Source organism: Arthrobacter ruber, assembly GCF_002954225.1.
GTDB classification, from domain to species: Bacteria; Actinomycetota; Actinomycetes; order Actinomycetales; family Micrococcaceae; genus Arthrobacter_D; species Arthrobacter_D ruber.
This window is the reverse complement of sequence record NZ_PPTH01000018.1, coordinates 546,447-568,151: the sequence shown is the minus strand read 5'-3', so window position 1 is coordinate 568,151 and position 21,705 is coordinate 546,447. Positions and strand designations below refer to the sequence as shown.

Here is a 21,705-nt window from a genome sequence, read left to right as displayed (position 1 = left end):
GGAACTAGCGTGCGTGGACGTCCAGCCTGTGCGGATCGACGAGGAGATCGGGGTCCCAGCCGCCTGTGGTCGCGGCGGCGCCGTACGTGGCACGCAGGAAGGCGAGCAGCGTGGCGTCGGGGTCCGGGGCGGTGCGGACGGCCTCGTAGGGCAGCAGGAACTGGCGGTACTCCGCACTGTAGAACGCGCCCTCGACGTCGATGACGGCGTCGCGGTAGCCCTCCGGCTCGGGATACGCGTAGGAGTAGAACGCACCCTCCTCGCCGCCGCCGGGCCAGAACCCGCAGCTGGACAGTTCGTGCGAGTAGCCCTCCTGCATGACCCAGTCCGCGCAGTTCGGGGCGCCGCCGGGGTGGAGCGGCGCGGGCCTGCCGGAGAAGCGCGTGCAGGCGAGATCCATGGCGCCCCAGAAGAAGTGCACGGGACTGACCTTGCCGAGGAACTCCGCCCGGAAGAGCGTGAGAACGCGTTCGGCCTGCATCAATTGTCGCCAGAAGGCTGTGACGGCGGCCCCGTCGTAGGACGCGTGCTGATGGTCCTCGGCGAACGGGACGGCTGGATCCACCTCGGTGGGGACCGGCCGGATGGGCGCCTCGATCCCGAGTTCCGTCAGTGCCGCCATCGTCTGTTCATGGAATGCGGCGACGGACTGCGGCTCGAGGGGCACCGTGCGGTCCTCCCCGGAGCTGCTCCGGACGAGCAACCGGTGGGCCACGACGTCGAACTCGATATCGAACATCCCGGCACGGTAGGGGATGGAGGACGTCCCGAGGCCCCTCGGGGTGACGTACAGCGGCACCTGCCACCAGTGGTTGACCAGCGGCGCATGTGCCATCCGGATCTTTCCCACCACCTGGAGCCACATATGGAGCGTCGCCTGCGTGTCCTGCCAGTCCGCCACTCGCAGCTCCGACCACCCCTCCGCCATCGTGGTTACTCCGCCTATGGTGCGCTGCTCGCTCATCCTGTCCTCCGCCGTCGTGGTGTCCCGCCAATCTAGGCGGGCATCCCGTTCCGGTACAGGGTGTGACCGTTTATGGCGGCCCGGAGCCGCAGCGACGCGGCCGGCCCGATCTCCGGGCGCTTCGCGTAGGTCTCAACGATCAACCCGCGGCGCGGTCGAAAGCTCCGTGGGGCCTTCGACCGCAGGTGGCGACGATCAGGACGCGAGTTCCTTACCGATGTTGAGCTCGTTGCCAGGGATGGAGGCGAGCAATCGGCGCGTGTACGGGTGGCGGGGGTTCTGGAAGACCTCCTCGGAGCTCGCTGCCTCCACCAGCTCGCCGTCCTTCATCACGCAGACGTAGTCCGAGATGAGGCGCACCACGGCGAGGTCGTGCGAGATGAACAGGTAGCTCAAACCGAGTTCGGACTGGAGGTCGCCGAGGAGTTTCAGGATCTGTGCCTGCACCAGGACGTCGAGGGCGGAGACCGGTTCGTCGCACACGATCAGCTCGGGCTGCAGTGCAAGGGCCCTCGCGATTGCTACGCGCTGCCGCTGGCCGCCGGAGAGCTCCGCCGGGTACCGCCGTAGGGCGTTCTGCGGCAAGGAGACCTGGTCCATCAGTTCGCGGACCCGCGCCGAGCGTTCCTTCTTGGAGCCGCGCTTGTACGCGTTGAGCGGCTCCTCCACGATGCGTTCGATCGTGAACATCGGGTTCAGCGAGGAGTACGGGTCCTGGAAGATCGGCTGCACGCGCTGGCGGAAGTCGTTGAGCTGCGCCTTGTCGAGCGTGGCCACGTCCATGCCGTCGAAGGTCATGGTGCCCGACGTCGGTTCGATCAGTTTCAGCAGCATCCGCGCGGTCGTGGTCTTGCCGGACCCCGATTCCCCGACGATCGCCACCGTCTGCCCTCGGGGAACGTCGAGCGTGACGTTCTTCGCCGCGTAGAAGTCGTCCTTGCTGCCACGGCGCTTGTAGATCTTCGTGAGGTCGCGGATCTCCACGATGTTCGGGGGAGCGGCAGGAGTCGCAGGAGCGGCGGCACCGGAGGGCTCCAGCGGTCGGTCGGACGACGTCGTCGCCGCGTGCGCGCCGGCGGTGGCGCGGGGAGCACCTGCTGAGACGCCCTTATCGGCGGGATTGGGAACGGGAGCGTCGGTCGGTACCGGGCCGTCGTGCCCGGCTTCGTGTTCGGCGAAGACCGCTTCGGCGAGCTTCAGGCGCGACGCCGCATCCGCCGTGAACGCGCCGGGACGCAGGCGGACCGCGGCGACGCTGGGCGCCGCGCGGACGAGCGACTGCGTGTAGGGGTGCTGCGGGTCGTTGAGCAGCTGCTCCGCGGGTCCTGTCTCGACCACGCGTCCACGGTGCATCACCACGAGCTGCGAGGCGCGTTCGGCGGCGAGCCCGAGGTCGTGCGTGATGAGCAGGACCGACGTGCCGAGCTGCTCCGTCATCATCTCGATCTGGTCGAGGATGGTGCGCTGCACGGTGACGTCGAGCGCGGACGTCGGTTCGTCCGCGATGAGGAGCCGCGGCTGGCAGGCGAGGCCGATCGCGATCAGCGCCCGCTGCCGCATGCCGCCGGAGAACTCGTGCGGGTACTGCTTCGCGCGCTCCCCGGCGTCGGGCAGCCCGGCGGCGGTGAGGACCTCGATGACGCGCTGCTTGACGTTCTTCCTGGTGGCCATCCCGTGCACCAGGAGGGTCTCGGCGACCTGCGTGCCGATCTTCGTCACGGGGTTCAGGTTGGACATCGGGTCCTGCGGGACGAGGCCGATCGCCCGGCCGCGGATGGAGCGCATCTTCGCTTCCGGCAGCGTGGTGAGGTCCTCGCCCTCGAACAGGATGCTGCCGGAGGTCACGCGGCCGTTGCCGGGCAGCAGGCCGATGCAGGCCATCGCCGTCGTCGACTTGCCCGAGCCCGACTCCCCGACGATAGCCAGAGCACTGCCGCGCCGGAGGGTGAAGCTCGCGTCCTCGACGGCATGGACCTCCCCGTGCGTCGTGCGGAAGCTCACCGCCAGGTTCCGCACCTCGAGCAGGGGTGCGTCGGGGTTCTCGGGCTGGGCGGTAGCGCGCGCGTCAGGAGTGATGTCCGTCATAGCACCATCGTGCCCTATGGGGAGGTGCGGAGCGGCGCTCGCAGCAGCGGCAGCGCTAACTTTTCGGGAACGATGCCGCGTCCGATCCGGCGGCGGCCAGGCGGGCGGCCAGGTGGTCCACCGCCAGGCGGTAGCCGTCGATGCCGGCGCCGACGATCACGGCGTCGGCGACGCCGGAGATGTAGGAGGAGTGCCTGAACTCCTCACGCCGGTGCACGTTGCTGATGTGCACCTCCACCACGGGCAGTCCGACGGCGGCGAGCGCGTCGCGGATGGCGATCGAGGTGTGCGTGAACGCTCCGGCGTTGATGACGATCCCGTCCGCCGTGGACCGCGCCGCGTGGATCGCGTCGATGATCTCGCCCTCGTGGTTGGACTGCAGCGCGGATGCGGTGCAGCCGCGCCCGCGTGCCGTGTCCGCGGCGAGGCGGACGACGTCGTCGAGCGTCGCCGTCCCGTACACGTCGGGCTCCCTGGTACCGAGCAGGTTCAGGTTGGGTCCGTTGATCACGAGGATGCTCGGGGTGCGCGGGGTCATGCCCCCACTATGCCGTACGCGCGCCGGCATCCATCTGCTGCGCATTCCGCAGATGCACCGCTCCGATCGCACCCGCGGCCGTCACGAGGCTCATCACCGCGAGGACGACGCCGGGATGCCACCAGGCACCCTCCGTCGCGATGCCGAAGCGCTGCGTGATGGAGGGCGCGAAGCCCGCGATGATCGCGGCGATGCTGTAGGCGAAGGAGAGCGCGGTGAACGCCGTCTCCGGCCGGAAGAGATCCGCCATGAGCCCGCCGAGTGCCGCCCAGCTCGCGGTCGGCAGGATGCCGCCGAGGATGATCGCGGCGATGTACATCGGCTCCGTGGCGATGCTGATGACCCAGTACAGGGGGAAGGCGATCAGGGCGGTGCCGAGGGCGCCGCCCGCCACCACCTTCGCCGATCCGATGCGCATCGCGAGGTAGCCGAACGCGGGGATGGTGATCAGCTGCAGGACGGAGCCCACGAGGGCCGCATTCAGCACGGTCTCCTGCGACAGCCCGAGGGTCCCCGTGCCGTAGGCCTGCGTGTAGGTGACCATCAGGAAGTAGGATCCGATCCCCAGCACGGCGGCGGCGATCGCGACCAGGATGGCGACCGGCTGCGACTTCAGGACCTCGAGGAGGGGGACGCGGGGGAGTGCGTGCCTCCGGCTGGCCTCCTGGAAGACGGGCGTCTCGTCGATGGCGAGCCGCAGGTAGATGGCGATCGCGAGGAAGGGGAAGGCGAGCAGGAACGGGATGCGCCAGCCCCAGGTGGTCATGATGTCGGGGGCCGCGACGGCGAGCACCAGGAAGATGGCCGAGATCAGCATGGTGCCCACGGGGGATCCGAGCTGGGGGATGGATGCGTACAGCGCCCGCTTGCGGGGCTCGGCGTGCTCGGTCGCGATGAGGATGGAGCCGCCCCACTCGCCACCCAGGGAGAGTCCCTGCAGGAAGCGCAGCGCCGTGAGGATGATGGGCGCCCAGATGCCGATGGTGTTGTAGTCGGGCAGCAGGCCCACGGTCCCCGTCGCGAGGCCCATGAGGGTGATGGTCCAGATCAGGGTTCGCTTGCGGCCGATCCGGTCCCCGAGGTGGCCGAAGAGGATGGCGCCGAGCGGGCGGGCGACGAACCCCATGGCGAACACCAGGAAGGCCGAGAGGGTCCCGGCCAGGGGATCCTGCTCGGTGAAGAAGACGACGTTGAACACGAGTGCGGCGGCGGTGCCGAAGACGTAGAAGTCGTAGGACTCGAGGGCCGTTCCGACGAAGGAGGCGCCGGCGACGCGGCGGGCCATGCGTGGATTCGTGACGGGGGGCTGCTGGACGGTTGTGGACACGCTGAAATCATCCTCTCGTGGCCGCCCGGGAGCCATGTTTCAGGACGAACATCACACCGGTGGCACACGGCGCCCACCTGTGCGGGAGGGGCCGGTGGTGTCAGGCGGACAGTGGCGCGTCGAGGTGGGCGGCGACGATGGCCCGCCCGGCCGTGACGAGGGAGTCCGTGACGGCGCTCGGGTCCCCCATGAAGCCGTACACCATGGCGCCGTCGCGCAGCATGATGAGCTGGTCCGCCACGGCGTCGGGCCGGCCCACACCCAGCTCGGCCAGCAGTTCGGCGACGACCCCGTGCAACCAGGCCCGGTAGCGCCCGACGGCGGTCCGGACCATGCCGTCCGCCGGGTACTCGGCGGCGGCGTTGATGAAGGTGCACCCCCGGAAGCCAGGGCGGCACGCGGCGTCCCCGTTGGCCGCGGCCAGGTGGAGCAGGACGGTGCACGCATCGAGCCCGTCCGCGCGTTCCCTCCCGATGGCGGCCTGCAGCCGCGCGAGCTGGTCCTCCAGGTAGGCGACCACGAGGTGGTCCTTGGTCGGGAAGTGCCGGTAGAACGTCACCTTGGTGGTCCCGGCATCGGCGATGACCTTGTCTGCGCTCACCGAACGGATGCTCGTGGCGTCGAACAACGTGGTCGCCGAGGCGAGGATCCGATCCCGCACGGGGGGCTGGGCGCTCATCATGCTCCATTCTCTGTCAAGCCGGTTCCATCGTTTGATCCCACTAGAGTTACTAGTTAGTCTACTAAGTCGGAGGGGAGCTGCCAGGCGCCCCGCGACGGAAGGACGGACACAGGTATGGGTGCTCTCTACACGGCGGTGGCCACCGCGACCGGCGACGGACGCAACGGCAAGGCGCACACGGACGACGGGCAGCTCGTCGTCGATCTCGCGGTCCCGAAGGAGATGGGCGGTGCCGGCGGCGCGACGAACCCCGAGCAGCTCTTCGCCCTCGGCTACGCCGCCTGCTTCCACAGCGCCCTCAAGCTCGTCGCGAGCCGCAGCAAGGCGACGATCAGCGACACCGCCGTCACCGCCGAGGTGAGCATCAACCCGGTCGACGGCGGGGCGTTCCAGCTCGCGGTCGCCCTGCACGCCGAGATCGGCGGAGTGGACCAGGAGACGGCCGACGCGCTCGTCGAGCGGGCCCACCAGGTGTGCCCGTACTCCAACGCCACGCGCGGCAACATCGAGGTCACGGTCGACGCCACGATCGGCTGAGTGCCCCGGACATGCCAGAGGCCCCCGCACTCGCGGGGGCCTCTGGTATGTCCGGCTACTTCCGCAGCGAGACGGCGATCTGCTGCATGATCGTCGGATCGGACAGCGTGGTGGCGTCGCCGACCTCCCGGCCCTCCGCGACGTCCTTGAGCAGGCGGCGCATGATCTTGCCGCTGCGCGTCTTCGGCAGCTCGGGGACCACCAGGATGTTCCGCGGCTTCGCGATGGGCCCGATCTCCTTGCCCACGTGGTTGCGCAGCGTGGTGACGATGTCGTCGTCGTCCTTCGCCGAGCCGCGCAGGATCACGAACGCGACCACTGCCTCCCCGGTGGTCTCGTCGCTCGCCCCGACGACGGCGGCCTCCGCCACCGACGGGTGGCTCACGAGCGCCGACTCGATCTCGGTGGTCGAGAGGCGGTGGCCGGAGATGTTCATGACGTCGTCCACCCTGCCCAGGAGCCAGATGTCACCGTCGCTGTCCTTCTTGGCGCCGTCGCCGGCGAAGTACATGGCGTCGAAGCGCGACCAGTACGTGTCCCTGAAGCGCTGGGGATCACCCCAGATACCGCGCAGCATCGACGGCCACGGTTCGCGGATGACCAGGTACCCGCCGGAGCCGTTCGGTACCGGGACGCCCATCTCGTCGACGACGTCGATGGCGATCCCGGGCACGGCCACCTGGGCGGAGCCCGGCTTCGTCGCGGTCACACCGGGCATCGGCGTGATCATCTGCGCGCCGGTCTCGGTCTGCCACCAGGTGTCCACGATCGGGACGTTGCCGCCGCCGATGACCTCGCGGTACCACATCCACGCCTCGGGGTTGATGGGTTCCCCGACGGAGCCGAGGACGCGGATCGAGGAGAGGTCGTACTTCTTGGGGATGTCGCGGCCCCACTTCATGAACGTGCGGATGGCCGTGGGTGCCGTGTAGAGGATGGACACCTTGTACTTCTCGATCAGTTCCCACCAGCGTCCCTGGTGCGGCGTGTCCGGCGTCCCCTCGTACATGAGCTGCGTGGCGCCGTTCACCAGCGGCGCGTACGCGACGTAGCTGTGCCCCGTGACCCAGCCGATGTCCGCGGTGCACCAGAAGACGTCGGTCTCCGGGCGCAGGTCGAAGGTGTTCCGGTGGGTGAACGCGGTCTGCGTGAGGTACCCGCCCGTGGTGTGCAGGATGCCCTTCGGCTTCCCGGTGGTCCCGGAGGTGTAGAGGATGAACAGGGGATGCTCCGCGTCGTGGGCCACGGCGGTGTGTTCGTCCGGGGCGGTGTCGACGACGTCGTGCCACCACAGGTCGCGGCCCTCGGTCCACTCGACCGGCTCGTTGTTGCGGCGGACCACCACCACGTTGGAGACGCTGTGGCCCTCGCGCTCGAGGGCGCCGTCGACGGCGGGCTTGAGGGCGCTCGGCTTGCCACGGCGGTACGTGCCGTCGGAGGTGACGACGAGCTTGGCCTCGGCGTCGTCGATACGGCTGCGGAGGGCGTCGGCCGAGAACCCGCCGAAGACCACGGAGTGCACGGCACCGATCCTCGCGCAGGCGAGCATCGTGATGACGGCCTCCGGGATCATGGGCAGGTACACCGCCACGCGGTCGCCCTTCTGCACGCCCAGGGACTCGAACGCGTTGGCCGCCTTCTTCACCTCACGGGTGAGGTCCGCGTAGGTGATGGTGCGGGTGTCGCCGGGTTCACCCTCGAAGTGGATCGCGACCCGCTCGCCGCGGCCGGCCTCCACATGGCGGTCGAGCGCGTTGTAGGCCGCGTTCACGGTGCCGCCCACGAACCACTTGGCGAACGGTGCGTCCGACCAGTCGAGGGTCTGCGTGAAGTCCTGGTCCCAGGTGAGGAGCTCGCGCGCCTGCTTCGCCCAGAACTCCGTGCCCTGCTCGCGCGCCTCGTCGTAGAGGGACGGCTGCGCGACGGCGTTCGCGGCGAACTCCGCGCTGGGCGGGAAGCGGCGTTCCTCGTGCAGCAGGTTCTCGAAGGCGTCGCCCTGGCGTTCGGCGGTCATGGTCTACCCCTTTGTGACGTGGTCGGTGACAGGTCCAAGGGAACACTATCGAGTTCTCCCCGTCCTGTGTGCCCCGGGTCACAGGGCCTAGCCGAGGTGGGGTGATTGTGCGGTGAGCGGCGCCCGGCGCCGGAGCTCCTCGGTGCTGTCCTCGGTGGCGTCCTCGGTGGTGTCCTCGGCGGTGTGGTCGGTGGAGAAGGTAGGAGGCGGTGGCTAGGGTGGAAGCAGGTATCCAACACCGGCGGCCGACGGCCGCGGGCGACCATCGCTACATACGGGAGCACACCATGACCGAAGCATCCGATGGCCGGGGCGCCACCGGCGTCACATCGGCCGGATTCCGACCGGATCCCGCCCGGGGCGACGGCGTCCCGTCGGACGGCTCGGGCACCGGTACGTCGGTGACCGGCACCTCCGCGCCCGGGACACCGCAGGGCGCGCCTCCGGGGCCGAGCAAGGCCCTGGCAGGACCGTTCACCCTGCGGGAAGTGGTCTTCGGTGCAGGCGCCGCGCTCGTCTTCATCGGTACCCTGCTGCCCTTCATCGGCGGCAGGATCCTCTACACCAACTTCTGGAGCAGTGCCTCCCTCTTCTTCATCGGTATCGGCATCCTGCTGCCCGTGATCGCCCTGGCGCTGCTCGCAGGCCGCCGCCTGGGGAGCGCCGGACTCCGCGTCGGCTCGCTGTCCGTGGACCAGTTCGCATCGGTCGCGGCGGTGCTCGCATCGACCTACTTCTTCCTGCAGACCGTCACCGCGTTCCACGTGGGACCCCTCGTGGCCCTGATCGGTTCGCTGGGCATGCTGGCCGCGACCGTCGTCGGGCCGTTCCTGCCCGGGATCAAGAACGACTTCGCCGACAGGCCGGAGGTGCCCGCCCGCACCGCGGCCCGTCCGATCACCGCTGCACAGCCCCGCCCGCCGAAGCCGCCCAAGCCCGCGAGGACGGCCGGGGATGCACCCGGGACGGGCTCCGATCCCGTGGTCTCCCGCCCGGTCCAGGGCGGCCAGGCGGGCATCAACCCTGCCGCCGCGGCGGTCCGCCAGAACGGCGCGGGTCTGTACGGTGCGGGCGGGGCCGGTGCCGTGGGTGCCGGTGCTGCTGCGTCGGGCCAGTCCGGCATGGAGCGGGACTCCTCGACGTTGCGGGCCCCGCAGGCCGATGAGGCTCCGGCGCCCATCCGCTCGGGACAGGACTCCGGGCTGTCGACGCATACCGCGCAGGAGCAGGCCGGCGGCGCCCACGCCGTCGGCCAGGCACCGGACGACCACGGGGCGGACGCACACCGGAGCTCCGCCGACTCCACCTCCGGCCAGGCCGAGGTCGTACCGGCCGAGGAGACGCGGGTCCACGACGTCGTTCGGGACGACTCGACGCGGACGTACGAGTCCGCCGACTCCTCGGCTGATTCCTCGGGCGAATCCGCTGCCGACTACTCCACCGACGAGCGGGGCCGGCAGGAGCCCATCACGGCGACCCGTTCGGCCGATGAGGAGCCCGTGGTCGAGGCCTTCTGGTTCGCCGTCGGTTCCCCCCGTCCGGTGTACGACGAGCAGACCGGCCGGGAGGTCTTCCGGCTGCAGCCCGGCGACTGGGAGGTGGGCATCGAGGACCGCGGTGGTGAGTTCCTGGTCCAGGACAAGCGCACCGGTGCCGTCGGCATCCTGCGGGACCTGCGCAACATCGAGCGCGCACCCCGCGACTGACATCCCGCCCCGCCACAGCCCGGCGGAGTCCGTTCCGTCCCGTCGAGAGGAGACCCGCACGTGGCAGGCAGGAAGACGAAGGTGGACGAGGAGTCGCCCGTCGCCCTCAAACGCAGGGCACGGAAGATCAACAGGATCCTGGGGGACACCTACCCGTACGCAGTCGCCGAGCTCGACTTCCGCAACCCGTTCGAGCTGCTCGTGGCGACCGTGCTGTCCGCGCAGACCACCGACGTGCGGGTCAACCTCACCACGCCCGTCCTGTTCGAGCGCTATCCCGACGCCCAGGCCCTGTCGGAGGCCGACGAACCGGAACTGCAGGAGATCCTCCGGCCCACCGGCTTCTACCGGGCCAAGGCCAACAGTCTCCTCGCATTGTCGCGCCGCCTCGTGGACGAGTTCGACGGCGAGGTGCCGGACCGGCTCGAGGACCTCGTCACGCTGCCCGGCGTGGGCCGCAAGACGGCCAATGTGGTCCTCGGGAACGCCTTCGGTGCCCCGGGAATCACCGTCGATACTCACTTCGGGCGGCTCGCCCGCCGGTTCCGCTGGACCACGTCCGAGGACCCGGTGAAGGTGGAGATGGACGTCGCCGCCCTCTTCGAGCGCAGCGACTGGACCTCGTTGTCCAACCGCGTGGTGTTCCACGGCCGGCGGATCTGCCATGCCAGGAAGCCGGCCTGCGGCGTCTGTCCCGTTGCCGCCCTGTGCCCGTCCTTCGGTGAGGGGGAGACGGATCCGATGAAGGCCGCGAAGCTCCTCAAGTACGAACTCGCGCCGGGCCGGGAGGAGCTGCTGAAGCTCATGCGTGCCGGTCGGTCCCGTGCCGAGCTCCGTGAGGCCGGGCACGGTCTGGGTGCCTAGGCCTCCTGCCGCGACCGCCTACGACGAACTGGCGGCATGGGTGCGGTCGAAGGCTGCTCCTGGTTCGACCTTCGTCCGGCCCGGTGGCTGGCAGTTCGCCACCCTCGATCCCGCGAAGAGCCGCCGTGCGGCGGTGCTGGTCCTGGTGGGCCCACGCGACGGCGTCGCGTCCGGTGCGGATCCGGGGAGCGTCGAGCGCGACGATCTCGACATCCTGTTCGTCATGCGGTCGAGCACCCTGTCCAACCACCCCGGCCAGGTGGCATTCCCCGGCGGTGCCATCGACCCGCAGGACCCGGATGAGAGTGCCGCGGCCCTCCGCGAGGCGCAGGAGGAGACCGGGCTGGACCCTGCCGGCGTCGAGATCGTGGGGACGCTGCCGGAGGTCGGGCTCCCCGTCAGCAACTTCGTGGTCACGCCCGTCGTCGCCTGGTGGGCCGAGCAGTCCCCGGTCCACGCGGTGGACCGGGCGGAATCGGAGGCGGTCTTCCGGTCCCCGGTGGGCCTGCTGCTCGATCCGGCGCACCGGAGGACGGCGGTGGTGCGGCGGGACGGGTTCGTCAGCCGCACGCCGGCCTTCCTCACCCCGGACGCCGTGATCTGGGGGTTCACGGCCCTGCTGCTGGACACGATGTTCGACGGGCTCGGCTGGACGAGGCCGTGGGACCCGTCGCGGGAGATCCCTGCGCCCCTGTGAGCCGCTTCCTCACTTCGCGTCGGCGTAGGACGCGACGGTGACCGTGGAGATCGAGAACTCGATGGGGATGGGCCCGAACATCAGGCCCGTCGCCGCGCGCGCCGCGTCCTCCAGGATGGCTGCTGCCTCCGCCGTCCGGTCCGCCGGGACGTGCAGCACCACCTCGTCGTGGAGGAAGAAGGCCATACGGCTCCTCGGTGCCGGGATGCCGCTGCCCGCCAGGCGTCGGCGGATCTCCGCGAGCCAGCACAGGGCCCATTCCGCCGCGGAGGCCTGCACCACGAAGTTCCGGGTGAAACGGCCCCGGGCGCGTGCGGCACCGTCCGCCCGGCGCTGTTCCTCCGCCGTCGTCGTGCGCTGCCTCGCCCGCCACTCCTCCGACGCGGGAGGACACCCGCGGCCGAGGTGGCTCGCGACGCCGTCGCCCGCCTCCCCGGCCCGTGCGGCGGCCTCCACGACGCCGATGGCGCGGGGGTAGGCGCGGGTCAGCTGGGGCATCAGCCTGCCGGACTCCCCGCTCGTCGCTCCGTACATCGCGCCGAGCATCGCGAGCTTCGCCTTCGAGCGGTCGCCGCCGAACCCCTGGTCGGCGATCCCCTGGTACAGGTCCCTGCCGCGCGCCGCTGCCGCGAGCGACGAATCCCGCCCGAGGGCCGCCAGTACCCGGGGTTCCAGTTGCGCCGCATCGGCGACGAGGAAGGCGTGGCCCTCGTCGGGTCGGACGGCGTCGCGCACCTGCCGGGGGATCTGGAGGGCGCCCCCGCCGCGGGACGCCCAGCGGCCCGACACGACGCCGCCCACCACGTACTCGGGGCGGAAGCGGCCGTCGTGCACCCAGGTGTCGAGCCAGTTCCAGCCGTTGGCGGTCGCGAGCCGGGACAGCTTCTTGTACTCGAGGAGCGGTCCGATGGCTGGGTGCTGCTGTCGCTCCAGCTCCCAGGAGCGCGTCGTCCTCACCTCGATCCCGGCCCGGTGCAGGGCCCGCAGGAGCTCCTGCGGCGAGTCCGGGTTGAGCGTCGGGTTCCCCAGCGCGGCCCGCAGCTCTCCCGCGAGCCGCTCCAGTTCCGCGGGCCGCACACCCTCCGCGGGCCGCGGTCCCAGGCTCCTCTCGAGCAGTTCCTCGTGGATGTCCCTGCGCCAGGGGAGACCCCAGTGCTCCATCTCGGCGGCGATGAGCGCACCCGCCGATTCGGCTGCGACGAGCAGGTTCAGGCGCGCGGGCTGCGACGCGGCCGCTACGGCGGCGAGCTGGTGGCCGAACTGCTCGACGACGTCGTCCAGGAACGGACCCGTGGGCGCCTGCGGTTCGTCGAACAGGGAGTGCTGGTTGGGGGCCGGCGGCAGGGGCGGCAGCGAGAGCCGGGGTGGTTCCGTGCCGTCGTCCGTCTGGGCCGTCGCCCGCAGGGAATCGATGTAGGGGGAAGGCCGGCACGACGGCGAGTTGGCGAGCAAGGCGCGCGTCAGCGCGAGGTCCCAGCACCGGTCCACGTCGACGCCCGCAGCCAGCAGGTCGAGGTACCAGGACCGCGTGCTGTTCCACACCCAGCGGGGGCGCCCGCGCTCGGCCTCGGCGACGGCCGGGGCGAGACCGCTCCGGTCGACGACCAGCGGGGAGCCCATCGGTGCTCCGTCGGATCCGAGGCGCTGCAGCGCAAGCGTCGCGCTGCCGTCGCGGTCGCCGCCGTGGTCCGGCGGGAGGGGCGCGACAGCGATGTACATGTCCATATTGTCGGCGGTGGCGGTGTCATTCCTGCAATCAGCGGATTGTCCACATAGCGGCGATCCGGTCGCGCGCTCCGGACCCACGCGGCGAGGGTTGGGGCATGAGGCAGCAGACCTGGATCCCCACCGCAGGCCGGCGGCCCGTGGTCCTCGCGGGCGGCTCGCAGGACGTGCGGGACCAGGTGGCGCGCGTCGGCGCCGCAGCGGGCGTCTCCCCGCTCTTCGTCGAGAGCCTCGCAGCCGCTCTCCCCCTGGATCCGGCCGTGCTGCTCGTCGGTCCGGAACAGGCCGAGGCGGGGGTGGCAGGGCATCGGGAGGTCATCGTGGTGGGGGCTGCGGACCACGAATCGGCGGCGTGGGGGACCGCCGCCCGCCTGGCATCCTCCCGCGTCGTCATCCTGCCCCAGGGCACGGCGTGGCTCGCCGAACACATCGGCCGGCGCGTGAACCCGGCTGCCACCGGGGCGGTGGTGGGCTTCGTCGGCACGGCCGGAGGATGCGGCGTCAGTACCCTCGCCTTCTGGTGCGCGCGCACCCTGGCCCGCCGGGGCAACTCCACCCTGCTCGTCGACGGTCAGCCGCTGGCCGGCGGACTGGATCTCGCCCTGGGCATGGAGGAACGCCCCGGCGTGCGGTGGAATGACCTGCAGGACCTCCGGGGGACGCTCAACCCGGACCAGCTGGTGTCCGCGCTGCCCGCCGAGGGGAAGCTCGCGGTACTGTCCCACTCCGGTGGTGCCGGGAACGGCGCGGAGCACGGCATGGAATCCGCTGCCGCCACCCTGGAGGCCGCCCGCAGCGCGTTCGACGTCAGCGTCGTGGACCTCGGCAGCCTGCCCGCGTCCTCCGCCCTGACGTCCCTGTGCGATCAGCTCGTGGTCCTCGTGCCGTCCCGACCACGCAGCCTCACGGCCCTGGGAGGTGTCCTGTCGGCGCACGGTTCCCTGCCCACGACCGTGGTGCTGCGCGGGCCCGTGCTCGAGGGACTCGACGCGTGGCATCTGGCGGAGGTCATCGGGCGACCGGGGCCCCTGCCGTACCTGCCGTTCGTGCGTGGAGCCTCCGGGGCCGAAGCCGGTGGCAGGATGCTGGGGTTCCCCCTGCCGCGGAAGGCACGGACGCTCGTCGCCTCCGTCTGTACCGGCCTCGAGCGTGCAGGATGAGCGGTGACGGCGGACAGGACGCACCCACGAGGCGTCAGCTGCGCTCCACCCCCGGGCACGCGCCGGCCCGCTCCGGCACACGCGGTTCGACGGACACCGGGGCGTCGTCGGCCGGTGATCCCGGGGCAGCATCGATGGTGGACTCGGTCCGCAGGGCGGTCCTGGCCGGTGATGTCCGGGCGACCGGCGCGGCGTTCGCCGACGCGGTGGGTTCGAGCGGGAGGCTGCTCGGCTCGGAGGGCACCCTGTCGGCGCTGGACAGGGTGCGGGCCGAACTCAAGGGACTCGGGCCGCTCGAGCACCTCCTCGCCGAGGAGTCCATCACGGACATCCTCGTCAACGGCCCCGACGACGTGTGGGTCGACGGCGACGCCGGGCTCCGGCGGGTCGGCCGCGTCTTCTCCACGGACGGTGAGGTCCGGGCCCTGGCCGTCCGCCTCGTGGCGGCCGGAGGGCGGCGCCTCGACGACGGGTGTCCCGCCGTGGACGTCCGCCTCGACGGGCTCAGGGTCCACGCCGTCCTGCCTCCCATCTCGACGGCGGGCACCCTGCTGTCCATCCGCGTCAGGCGCCCGCGGGTCTTCTCCCTGACCGAGCTCACCGCCAACGGGACCGTGGCGCCTGCGATGGCCGACGCCCTCGCCCTGATGATGCGGAGCCGCCTGAACTTCCTCGTCAGCGGAGCGACGGGGACGGGCAAGACCACGCTCCTGTCCGCGCTCCTCGGGCTGGCGGATCCTACCGAACGCGTCGTGCTGGTCGAGGACGCCGCCGAGCTGAATCCCGCGCACCCGCACACCGTGGGGCTCCAGTCCCGCCACGGCAATCTCGAGGGTGCAGGAGTGCTGGACCTCACCGAGCTCGTCCGGCAGGCCCTGCGGATGCGGCCCGACCGGCTCGTGGTCGGCGAGTGCAGGGGCGCTGAGGTCCGTGAACTGCTGGCGGCGATGAATACCGGACACGACGGCGGAGGGGCGACCATCCACGCGAACTCCGCCGAGGCGGTACCGGCGCGGTTGAGCGCGCTCGCGGCTCTCGCCGGCCTGACGCAGGACGCGCTCGCGCTGCAGGCGGCCAGCGCGGTCGACGTCGTGGTCCATATCGTGCGCGACCGGCAGGGCCGTCGTGTGGAGAGCCTCAGTCTGCTGGAGCGCGGCGGATCGCCGGGTCTGATGGTCCGGCCCGTCCTCGTCGACTCAGGAGCGGGCTGCCGCCGTGCCGCGGGCTGGGACGACTTCGCCCACCGCGTGGGCTGGCCCGGACCGGTGCCCGCGTCCGAGCCCGGGCGGCCGTGTGCAGGCCGTGGCGTGCCGTGACAGGGCTGATGGTGGCGCTCCTCCTGGCGGGCTCCGGCGTGATCCTCTCACTGTCCCGGGCCGCACCGACCGGGAGCAGACCGGCGGGGCGGGCCTGCGCACCGGCCGGCGAGGGCCTGCGCGGTCCCCTGTCATCGAGGATGCCCGGTCATGGCGGGACCAGGGCCCGATACGGCGGGCGACGCACCGCCGTCGACCCCCACGAGCTTCCGCTGTTCGTCCACCAACTGGCCGGGCTCCTTCGGGCGGGACGCCCGCCCCACACCCTGTGGGCGGACATGGAGAGCGTGTACGCCGACCGCCGGAGCACATTCGCGGTGGAGGCCCTGCCGGTGATCGGGACGGCGCGTCGAGCCGCCGAACTCGGTCTGGGCATTCCCGATGCGCTGCGCCAGGCCACCGGGGGCACCGGCCTCGCCGGTGCGGGGAGGACGCGGGCGCAGACCGACCGGCTGTGGGTGGACCTGGTCGGATGCCTGGTCGTCGCCGAGCGGAGCGGGGCGCCCCTGGCCGGGATCCTCGAACGATACGCGGCGCAGCTCGACGCCGATCTCGAGGGCCTCTCGGCGCGGGAGACAGCCCTGGCCGGTCCTCGGGCGACCGTCGTCCTGCTCGCCTGGCTGCCGGCCGTCGGGTTGTTCCTCGGGTTCGCCCTCGGCCTGAATTCGCTGGAGGTACTGCTGGGGTCGTTCCTCGGGCGGCTGGCCCTTGCCGCGGGCCTCCTGCTCATGATCGTGTCGCGGATCTGGTCCGGCGCCCTCGTGCGACGGGCCGGAGGTGATCCGTGACGGCGGGGCTGACCGTATCCGTCCTGCTCGCCGCCGGTGCCTTCGTCCTGGCTCTCCCGTCGGGCCGCTCCGGGTCGCGTCCCCGACCGGCGGCGGAACAGCGGGAGGGGCGGGGCATCCGGGACGCGCCGCTCATGCTCGATCTGCTGGCGGTGCTGCTGTCATCCGGGGCATCGGTCGAGAGCGCCCTCTCGGTCATCGCCGGCGCCTGCGAGCCCGAGGTGGGTTCGCCCCTGGGCCGCGTCCATGCTGCGCGACTCCTGGGCGCGTCGTGGGAGGCGGCCTGGGACGTCGGCGAAGGAGGTGCGGGCACACCCGCGGCAGGACGCCCGGTGCTCCGCCGGCGAGAGCGCGGCGGTCCCTATCCGCGGCGGTGCGTCGCGGAGGTCCGCGAAGGCCTTCGCTTCGCCACCTCCACGGGGGCCCCGTCGGCGGCACTCCTGCATGCCCACGCCGCCCAGCTACGACGCCGGCACAACCGCGAGATCGACAGGAAGGCTGCCGCCCTGGGCGTGCAGCTCGTCCTGCCGCTCGGTCTGTGCTCCCTGCCGGCCTTCATCTGCCTGGGCGTGGTACCCGTCGTGCTGGGTCTCCTGCCGGCGCTCTGACGGTGCTGTCCGGGTGGCGGATGGTTATCCACTTAGCCCGGTACCTCGTCCGGTACCAGGTGTGGCACCGCCAGAGTTGGTCCTGCGACGACCGTCGCTTCCGCCACGTGGACCGCATTCCACGTCGATGAAAAGGAGACGTCATGGCACAGCGATTGCACCAGAGGGAGACCGGGGATCCGGCACTGCAGGACCCCGACGCCGGCATCAGGGGCGCCGTCCGCCTCCCGACCGGCCCGGTTCCGGAGGGCGTCACGAGCCGCACGGCGGATCCCGGGCGCGGGTCGGCTCGGCCGGCGCACGAAGAGGCTGCAGGGGCAGGCGGGCAGGTCACCGACAGCCCGGCCGCGTGCCCCGTGCCGCAGCCCCGCTCGGTCCTTCTGCCCGCGCAGCCCGTCAGCACCGGAGACCGTTCCTGGGGGAGCGGTTCCGGGTCGTCTGCCGCCGGTGCATCCGGCGGCACCCGGTCCGCCCGCCGCGAGGAGGCGCGACGGCGGAGGTCGAACGAGCAGGTGATCCGCCGGAGCAGGAACGCGCCGGTGGACCGGGAAGCCGGGATGGCGACTGCCGAATACGCGATCGCCACGCTCGCCGCGGTGGGGTTCGCCGCCCTCCTCGTCGCGGTCCTGTCCAGCGGTGAGGTCAGGGGACTCCTGATGTCCCTGATCACCTCGGCGCTCAGCTTCGGCTGATGAGCGGTGGCCGGGGCGGGTCGGCCGTCAGCGACGGCGTCCAGCGAGTCCCCTGTCGGACGTCGGCGCACCGCTCGTCGGCGTGCGGGGCGGGCACATGCGGATCGCGGGTCCGCGGATCGGACCGGGCGCAGCAGGGGTCGATCACCGCCGAGGTCGCCGTAGTGTTGCCCGCCCTGGTCCTCCTGCTCGCTCTCCTCCTGGGTACGGCCCACGTCGGCACCGTGCAGCTGCGGCTGGAGGAAGCGGCACGTGCAGGCGCCCGTGAGGTCATGCGGGGCGAGAGCAACGCATCCGTGGAACAGACGGTGCAGCGCCTCGCCGGACGCGGAGCGTCGGCGCGGGTCGTCTCCGGATCGGGCTGGGCGACCGTCGAGGTACGGTCACGGGTCGAGGGTCCGTTCGTCGAGCTGATGGGCATCGAGCTGCATGCCTCGGCATCGGGCAGGGAGGAACATCATGGGTAGGCCACCGGTATCACGGAGCGGGCAGCAGGGCCTGGACGCCGAGAACGGAGCCGGGACGCTGCTGATGGCAGGACTCGCAGTGTTGGCGCTCCTTCTCATCGCATCGGCGGCCCTCCTGCTGCAGGCCACGACGGCGGCCTCGAAGGCGGCGACAGCCGCCGACCTGGCCGCCCTGGCGGCCGCCGACGCCGCCCGGGGCCTCACCGCAGACGACCCCTGCTCGGCCGCGGAGGCGGTCGCGCGACGCCAGGGTGCCGCGGTGCGGGAGTGTTCCGTCGGTGGGACCGGCCCGGGGACGGTCGTGGTCCGCGTGTCGGTCAGCAGCACCGGCTTGCTGCCCGACGCCGTCGGTGCGGCGAGGGCGGGACCGCCGCCGTGAGCGGGTGCACCGCGGCCTGTCGCGGCGCGGGGGCGGTGGGAGGGAACCGTCAGGAGCGCAGTTGCGAGGCTGCGACCCCGTCGGCGGACGCCCCGGCCGCCTGGTTGAGGATGAGGGACAGCACCGCCACGGCTCCGCCCTTGCTCAGCGGGTTGTTCCGGTTGCCGCACTTGGGGGACTGCACACAGGAGGGGCAGCCGGACTCGCACTCGCACGCCTCGATGGCGTCGCGGGTCGCCGCCAGCCAGGTGCGGGCGGCCTCGAACCCGCGCTCGGCGAACCCCGCCCCGCCGGGATGCCCGTCGTACACGAAGATGGTCGGCAGGCCTGTGTCGGCGTGCAGCGCCGTCGACACGCCGCCGATGTCCCACCGGTCGCTCGAGGCCACGAGTGGCAGCAGCCCGATCGCTGCGTGCTCGGCGGCGTGGAGCGCACCGGGCAGCTCCTCCGCGAGGATTCCCTCCGCCTCGAGGAGCTCCGGGCTGATCTCGAACCACACGCTCTTCGTGAACAGGTCCCGGGCCCCGAGCTCCAAAGGCTCCTCACCCAGGATCTCGTTGGAGGAGAACGCCTTGCGCTGGAAGGAGACCACCTGGGTGGTGACCTTCACGTCCCCGAAGTTCGCGAGCACCCCGCCCCACAGCGCGCTGACGTCCCGTCCGATCACCTCGATCTGCGTGACGTCCCGCGCCTGGGTGTAGTAGTCGGGATGCGCCCGGGCCACCACGGCGCAGTGGTCCTGCTCGTTGAGTTCCTGCACCACGTACGTGCGCCCCTGGTGGACGTACACCGCCCCGGGATGCGCCTGGTAGTGGCTCTGCGGCGAATCCATCGTGCCGAGCAGAGCACCGGAATCCGCCTCCACGATGTTGATCGGCCCGCCTCCGTCCGCCCTGAGGTTCACCATGGCCGCAGCGCTCTGGGGGTGGGTCCAGAACCAGCCCGCGGGCCGGCGCCGGAGGAACCCCTGCTCGCACAGGGTCCCGAGCAGGTCCTCCGACGTCGCCCCGAAGAGACCGAGGTCCGCCTCCGTCAGCGGCAGTTCGGCTGCCGCGGAGCACAGGTGCGGGCCGAGCACGTACGGATTGGAGGGGTCGAACACGGTGGCCTCGACGGCGAGGTCGAACACTGCCTCCGGATGGTGCACGAGATAGGTGTCGAGGGGATCGTCGCTGGCGACGAATGCGGCGATGGCGTCCTGGCCCGACCGCCCGGCCCTGCCGATCTGCTGCATGAGCGAGGCACGGGTGCCCGGCCAGCCGGCCACGAGGACGGCGTCGAGGCCCGAGATGTCGATCCCCAGCTCCAGCGCCGAGGTACTGGCCACGCCCAGCAGCTCCCCGCTGCGCAGCGACGCCTCGAGGGCCCGCCGCTCCTCCGGTAGGTAACCCGAGCGGTACGCGGCGATGCGGTGCGGCAGGCTCGGGTGCACGTCCTCGAGCATCCGCCGGGAGGTCTGCGCGATGCTCTCCGCGCCGCGCCTCGACTTGATGAACGCGATGGTCCTCACCTGCGAGGACACGAGATTGGCGAGGAGGTCGGACGTCTCCGCGATGACCGTCCGTCGGGAGGGGGCACCGTTCTCGCCCTTCATCCCGGTGAGCTGCGGTTCCCAGAAGGCCACGGTGGTGGAGCCGTGCGGGGAGCTGTCCTGGTCGACCGCCTGCACGGGGGCGCCGATCAGCCGGCCGAAGGAGGCGGCCGGTGAGGCCGAGGTGGCGGACGCCCCGATGAACACGGGGTGCGCCCCGTAGCTCGCGCAGATCCGCCGCAGGCGCCGCAGGAGGTTCGCGACGTGGGACCCGAACACGCCCCGGTAGCTGTGCGCCTCGTCGATGACCACGTACTTGAGCCGACGGAAGAACCGCGCCCACCACGTGTGGTTGGGCAGGATGCCGTAGTGCAGCATGTCGGGGTTCGCGAGGACCAGGTTGGCGTGATCGCGGATCCAGCGCCGTGCGCCCGATTCCGTGTCGCCGTCGTACGTCTCGGCGCGCACGGTGGGCAGCTTCAGCGCGTTGATCGCCGAGAGCTGGTCGGCGGCGAGCGCCTTCGTGGGCGCGAGGTAGAGAGCCACCGACCCGTTCGGGGCGAGCGTCGCGCGGCTCGCCAGTTCACTGCGGTGGATCTCGTCGAGCACCGGCAGCTGGTAGCACAGCGATTTCCCGGACGCGGTGCCCGTGGCGATGATGGTGTGCGATCCCTCATGGGCGGAGGTGGCGCCTTCCACCTGGTGGCGCCAGGGCTCGCGGACGCCGCGCAGGGTGAAGGCGGAGACGACGTCGGGGTGGGCCCACTCCGGCCAGGGCGCATGCTCGGCGTCCCGGGCAGGGATCTCCCGGACATGCAGCAGCTGCTCGGGTTCTGGTCCGCCCCCGAGCAGGGGGATGAGGGAGTCGTGCGCAGCCACGCCGCAATTGTCCCATCGGCGCCCGGCCGGGGACCCCGGGAACGGCGCTTATCCTCTGATGACGAACACGTCGGCCAGGTGCTGCCAGCCGAGGAATTCGTAGAGCGCCCGTCCGTCGGCGGAGGCCATGAGCAGCCCGGAGGTGACATCGTCCTCCATGACCGCGGCGGTGAGATCCCGCATGACGTAACTGGCCAGCCCGCGGCGCCGGAAGCGTTCCTCGGTGACGATGCGGTCGTAGACCGCGTACTCGTCCACCACGGAGACGGACCCCCGGGCCGCCAGGACCCCGTCGGCATGGACCGTGACGCGGCGGCAGGATCCCTCGCGGGTGCGTTCCAGGGCGAAGCCGTCACCGGGAGGCCGCGGGTCCTCGACGTCCTGCCCGTCCATGTCGACGCGCATCAGGGACTGCCGGCGGTCGGTCACGCGCGTGCCGAGCGGCGCGGTGGCGTCGATCAGGGCCTGCATCCGGTTGGTGACGACGGTCAGCACGCGCAGGGGATCCTGCCGGAGCTCCGATGCCACGTCGAGCAGCAGCTCGTCGGTGGGCTCGAAGAGGAAATGCTCCGTCCGGTTCTGCTGGTCCGTCAGGAGCACGGACGTCGTGCGGCCGTCGTCGTGCGGTTCGTAGCCCCTGCATGCGGACCACCCGGTGATCCAGGTCCGGAGGAGTTCCCTGTCTGCTTCTGCGCCCATGTGCTGCACCCTAGTTCTCGGCGGGGACGATGCACATAGGCGGCCGC

20 protein-coding genes are annotated in these 21,705 nt (G+C 71.4%); 11 read left to right on the top strand and 9 right to left on the bottom strand.

The annotated features are described in order from the left end of the window. Positions 1-4: 4 nt before the first annotated feature. The 5 genes from CI785_RS16565 to CI785_RS16545 form a co-directional block, all read right to left on the bottom strand. Positions 5-964 carry a DUF5996 family protein gene (locus tag CI785_RS16565; RefSeq protein ID WP_240615257.1) on the bottom strand — a complete coding sequence of 320 codons (960 nt, stop codon included), beginning with the start codon at positions 962-964 and terminating at the stop codon, positions 5-7. Positions 965-1,159: 195 nt separating this feature from the next. After that, entirely contained in the window at positions 1,160-3,049 is a 1,890-nt protein-coding gene (locus tag CI785_RS16560) for a dipeptide ABC transporter ATP-binding protein (RefSeq protein ID WP_105033154.1), read from the bottom strand. 55 nt (positions 3,050-3,104) lie between these two features. Further along, entirely contained in the window at positions 3,105-3,587 is a 483-nt protein-coding gene (gene aroQ / locus CI785_RS16555) for a type II 3-dehydroquinate dehydratase (protein WP_105033153.1), read from the bottom strand. A 7-nt stretch (positions 3,588-3,594) separates the two neighbouring features. Continuing rightward, positions 3,595-4,914: an MFS transporter gene (locus CI785_RS16550; protein ID WP_240615256.1), complete on the bottom strand. Its 1,320-nt coding sequence runs from the start codon at positions 4,912-4,914 to the stop codon at positions 3,595-3,597. A gap of 100 nt (positions 4,915-5,014) precedes the next feature. Then, positions 5,015-5,593, bottom strand: a complete 579-nt coding sequence (locus tag CI785_RS16545; RefSeq protein WP_240615255.1) for a TetR/AcrR family transcriptional regulator — start codon at positions 5,591-5,593, stop codon at positions 5,015-5,017. Between the two features lie 117 nt (positions 5,594-5,710). Here CI785_RS16545 and CI785_RS16540 point away from each other — a divergent pair, with 117 nt between their 5' ends. Next, positions 5,711-6,133: an organic hydroperoxide resistance protein gene (locus CI785_RS16540; RefSeq protein ID WP_105033150.1), complete on the top strand. Its 423-nt coding sequence runs from the start codon at positions 5,711-5,713 to the stop codon at positions 6,131-6,133. Positions 6,134-6,188: 55 nt separating this feature from the next. On the opposite strand, the gene acs is transcribed toward CI785_RS16540, so the two are convergent. Further along, entirely contained in the window at positions 6,189-8,147 is a 1,959-nt protein-coding gene (gene acs, locus CI785_RS16535) for an acetate--CoA ligase (protein ID WP_105033149.1), read from the bottom strand. Positions 8,148-8,434: 287 nt separating this feature from the next. On the opposite strand from acs, the gene CI785_RS16530 reads away from it, so the two are divergent. From CI785_RS16530 to CI785_RS16520, 3 genes are read left to right on the top strand one after another with little or no spacing between them, the layout of a single operon-like run. Beyond that, a complete protein-coding gene (locus tag CI785_RS16530; protein ID WP_105033148.1) occupies positions 8,435-9,853 on the top strand; it encodes a DUF4118 domain-containing protein in 1,419 nt (472 codons plus the stop codon). Positions 9,854-9,913: 60 nt separating this feature from the next. Next, on the top strand, positions 9,914-10,717 hold the full coding sequence (gene nth / locus CI785_RS16525) for an endonuclease III (protein WP_205753655.1): 804 nt from the start codon (positions 9,914-9,916) through the stop codon (positions 10,715-10,717). Continuing rightward, complete coding sequence (locus CI785_RS16520; RefSeq protein WP_170068251.1) at positions 10,710-11,414, top strand: NUDIX hydrolase; 705 nt, start codon at positions 10,710-10,712, stop codon at positions 11,412-11,414. Before nth ends, CI785_RS16520 begins: the two co-directional genes overlap by 8 nt. A 9-nt stretch (positions 11,415-11,423) precedes the next feature. Here the strand turns inward: CI785_RS16520 and CI785_RS16515 are convergent, their stop codons facing one another. Continuing rightward, positions 11,424-13,133 carry a bifunctional 3'-5' exonuclease/DNA polymerase gene (locus CI785_RS16515; protein WP_105033253.1) on the bottom strand — a complete coding sequence of 570 codons (1,710 nt, stop codon included), beginning with the start codon at positions 13,131-13,133 and terminating at the stop codon, positions 11,424-11,426. Between the two features lie 104 nt (positions 13,134-13,237). Between CI785_RS16515 and ssd the strand changes: the two genes are divergently transcribed. From ssd to CI785_RS16480, 7 genes are all read left to right on the top strand, one after another. Beyond that, on the top strand, positions 13,238-14,299 hold the full coding sequence (gene ssd, locus CI785_RS16510; protein ID WP_105033147.1) for a septum site-determining protein Ssd: 1,062 nt from the start codon (positions 13,238-13,240) through the stop codon (positions 14,297-14,299). After that, the gene (locus CI785_RS16505) at positions 14,296-15,615 is read left to right on the top strand and encodes a TadA family conjugal transfer-associated ATPase (RefSeq protein WP_420808260.1); all 1,320 of its coding nucleotides are present in this window, start codon (positions 14,296-14,298) and stop codon (positions 15,613-15,615) included. Before ssd ends, CI785_RS16505 begins: the two co-directional genes overlap by 4 nt. An 8-nt stretch (positions 15,616-15,623) precedes the next feature. Further along, complete coding sequence (locus CI785_RS16500) at positions 15,624-16,403, top strand: type II secretion system F family protein (RefSeq protein ID WP_105033146.1); 780 nt, start codon at positions 15,624-15,626, stop codon at positions 16,401-16,403. After that, on the top strand, positions 16,400-17,011 hold the full coding sequence (locus CI785_RS16495) for a type II secretion system F family protein (RefSeq protein WP_105033145.1): 612 nt from the start codon (positions 16,400-16,402) through the stop codon (positions 17,009-17,011). The genes CI785_RS16500 and CI785_RS16495 overlap by 4 nt, the downstream gene beginning before the upstream one ends. A 143-nt stretch (positions 17,012-17,154) precedes the next feature. Then, positions 17,155-17,703: a DUF4244 domain-containing protein gene (locus tag CI785_RS17615; RefSeq protein WP_240615254.1), complete on the top strand. Its 549-nt coding sequence runs from the start codon at positions 17,155-17,157 to the stop codon at positions 17,701-17,703. 143 nt (positions 17,704-17,846) lie between these two features. Continuing rightward, positions 17,847-18,170, top strand: coding sequence for a TadE family type IV pilus minor pilin (locus CI785_RS17680; protein ID WP_420808266.1), 324 nt, complete (start codon positions 17,847-17,849; stop codon positions 18,168-18,170). Further along, complete coding sequence (locus CI785_RS16480; RefSeq protein WP_105033143.1) at positions 18,163-18,549, top strand: Rv3654c family TadE-like protein; 387 nt, start codon at positions 18,163-18,165, stop codon at positions 18,547-18,549. Before CI785_RS17680 ends, CI785_RS16480 begins: the two co-directional genes overlap by 8 nt. Before the next feature lie 49 nt (positions 18,550-18,598). On the opposite strand, the gene CI785_RS16475 is transcribed toward CI785_RS16480, so the two are convergent. Continuing rightward, positions 18,599-20,959 carry a DEAD/DEAH box helicase gene (locus tag CI785_RS16475; protein WP_105033142.1) on the bottom strand — a complete coding sequence of 787 codons (2,361 nt, stop codon included), beginning with the start codon at positions 20,957-20,959 and terminating at the stop codon, positions 18,599-18,601. Between the two features lie 48 nt (positions 20,960-21,007). After that, on the bottom strand, positions 21,008-21,658 hold the full coding sequence (locus tag CI785_RS16470) for a GNAT family N-acetyltransferase (RefSeq protein ID WP_105033141.1): 651 nt from the start codon (positions 21,656-21,658) through the stop codon (positions 21,008-21,010). Positions 21,659-21,705: the final 47 nt, after the last annotated feature.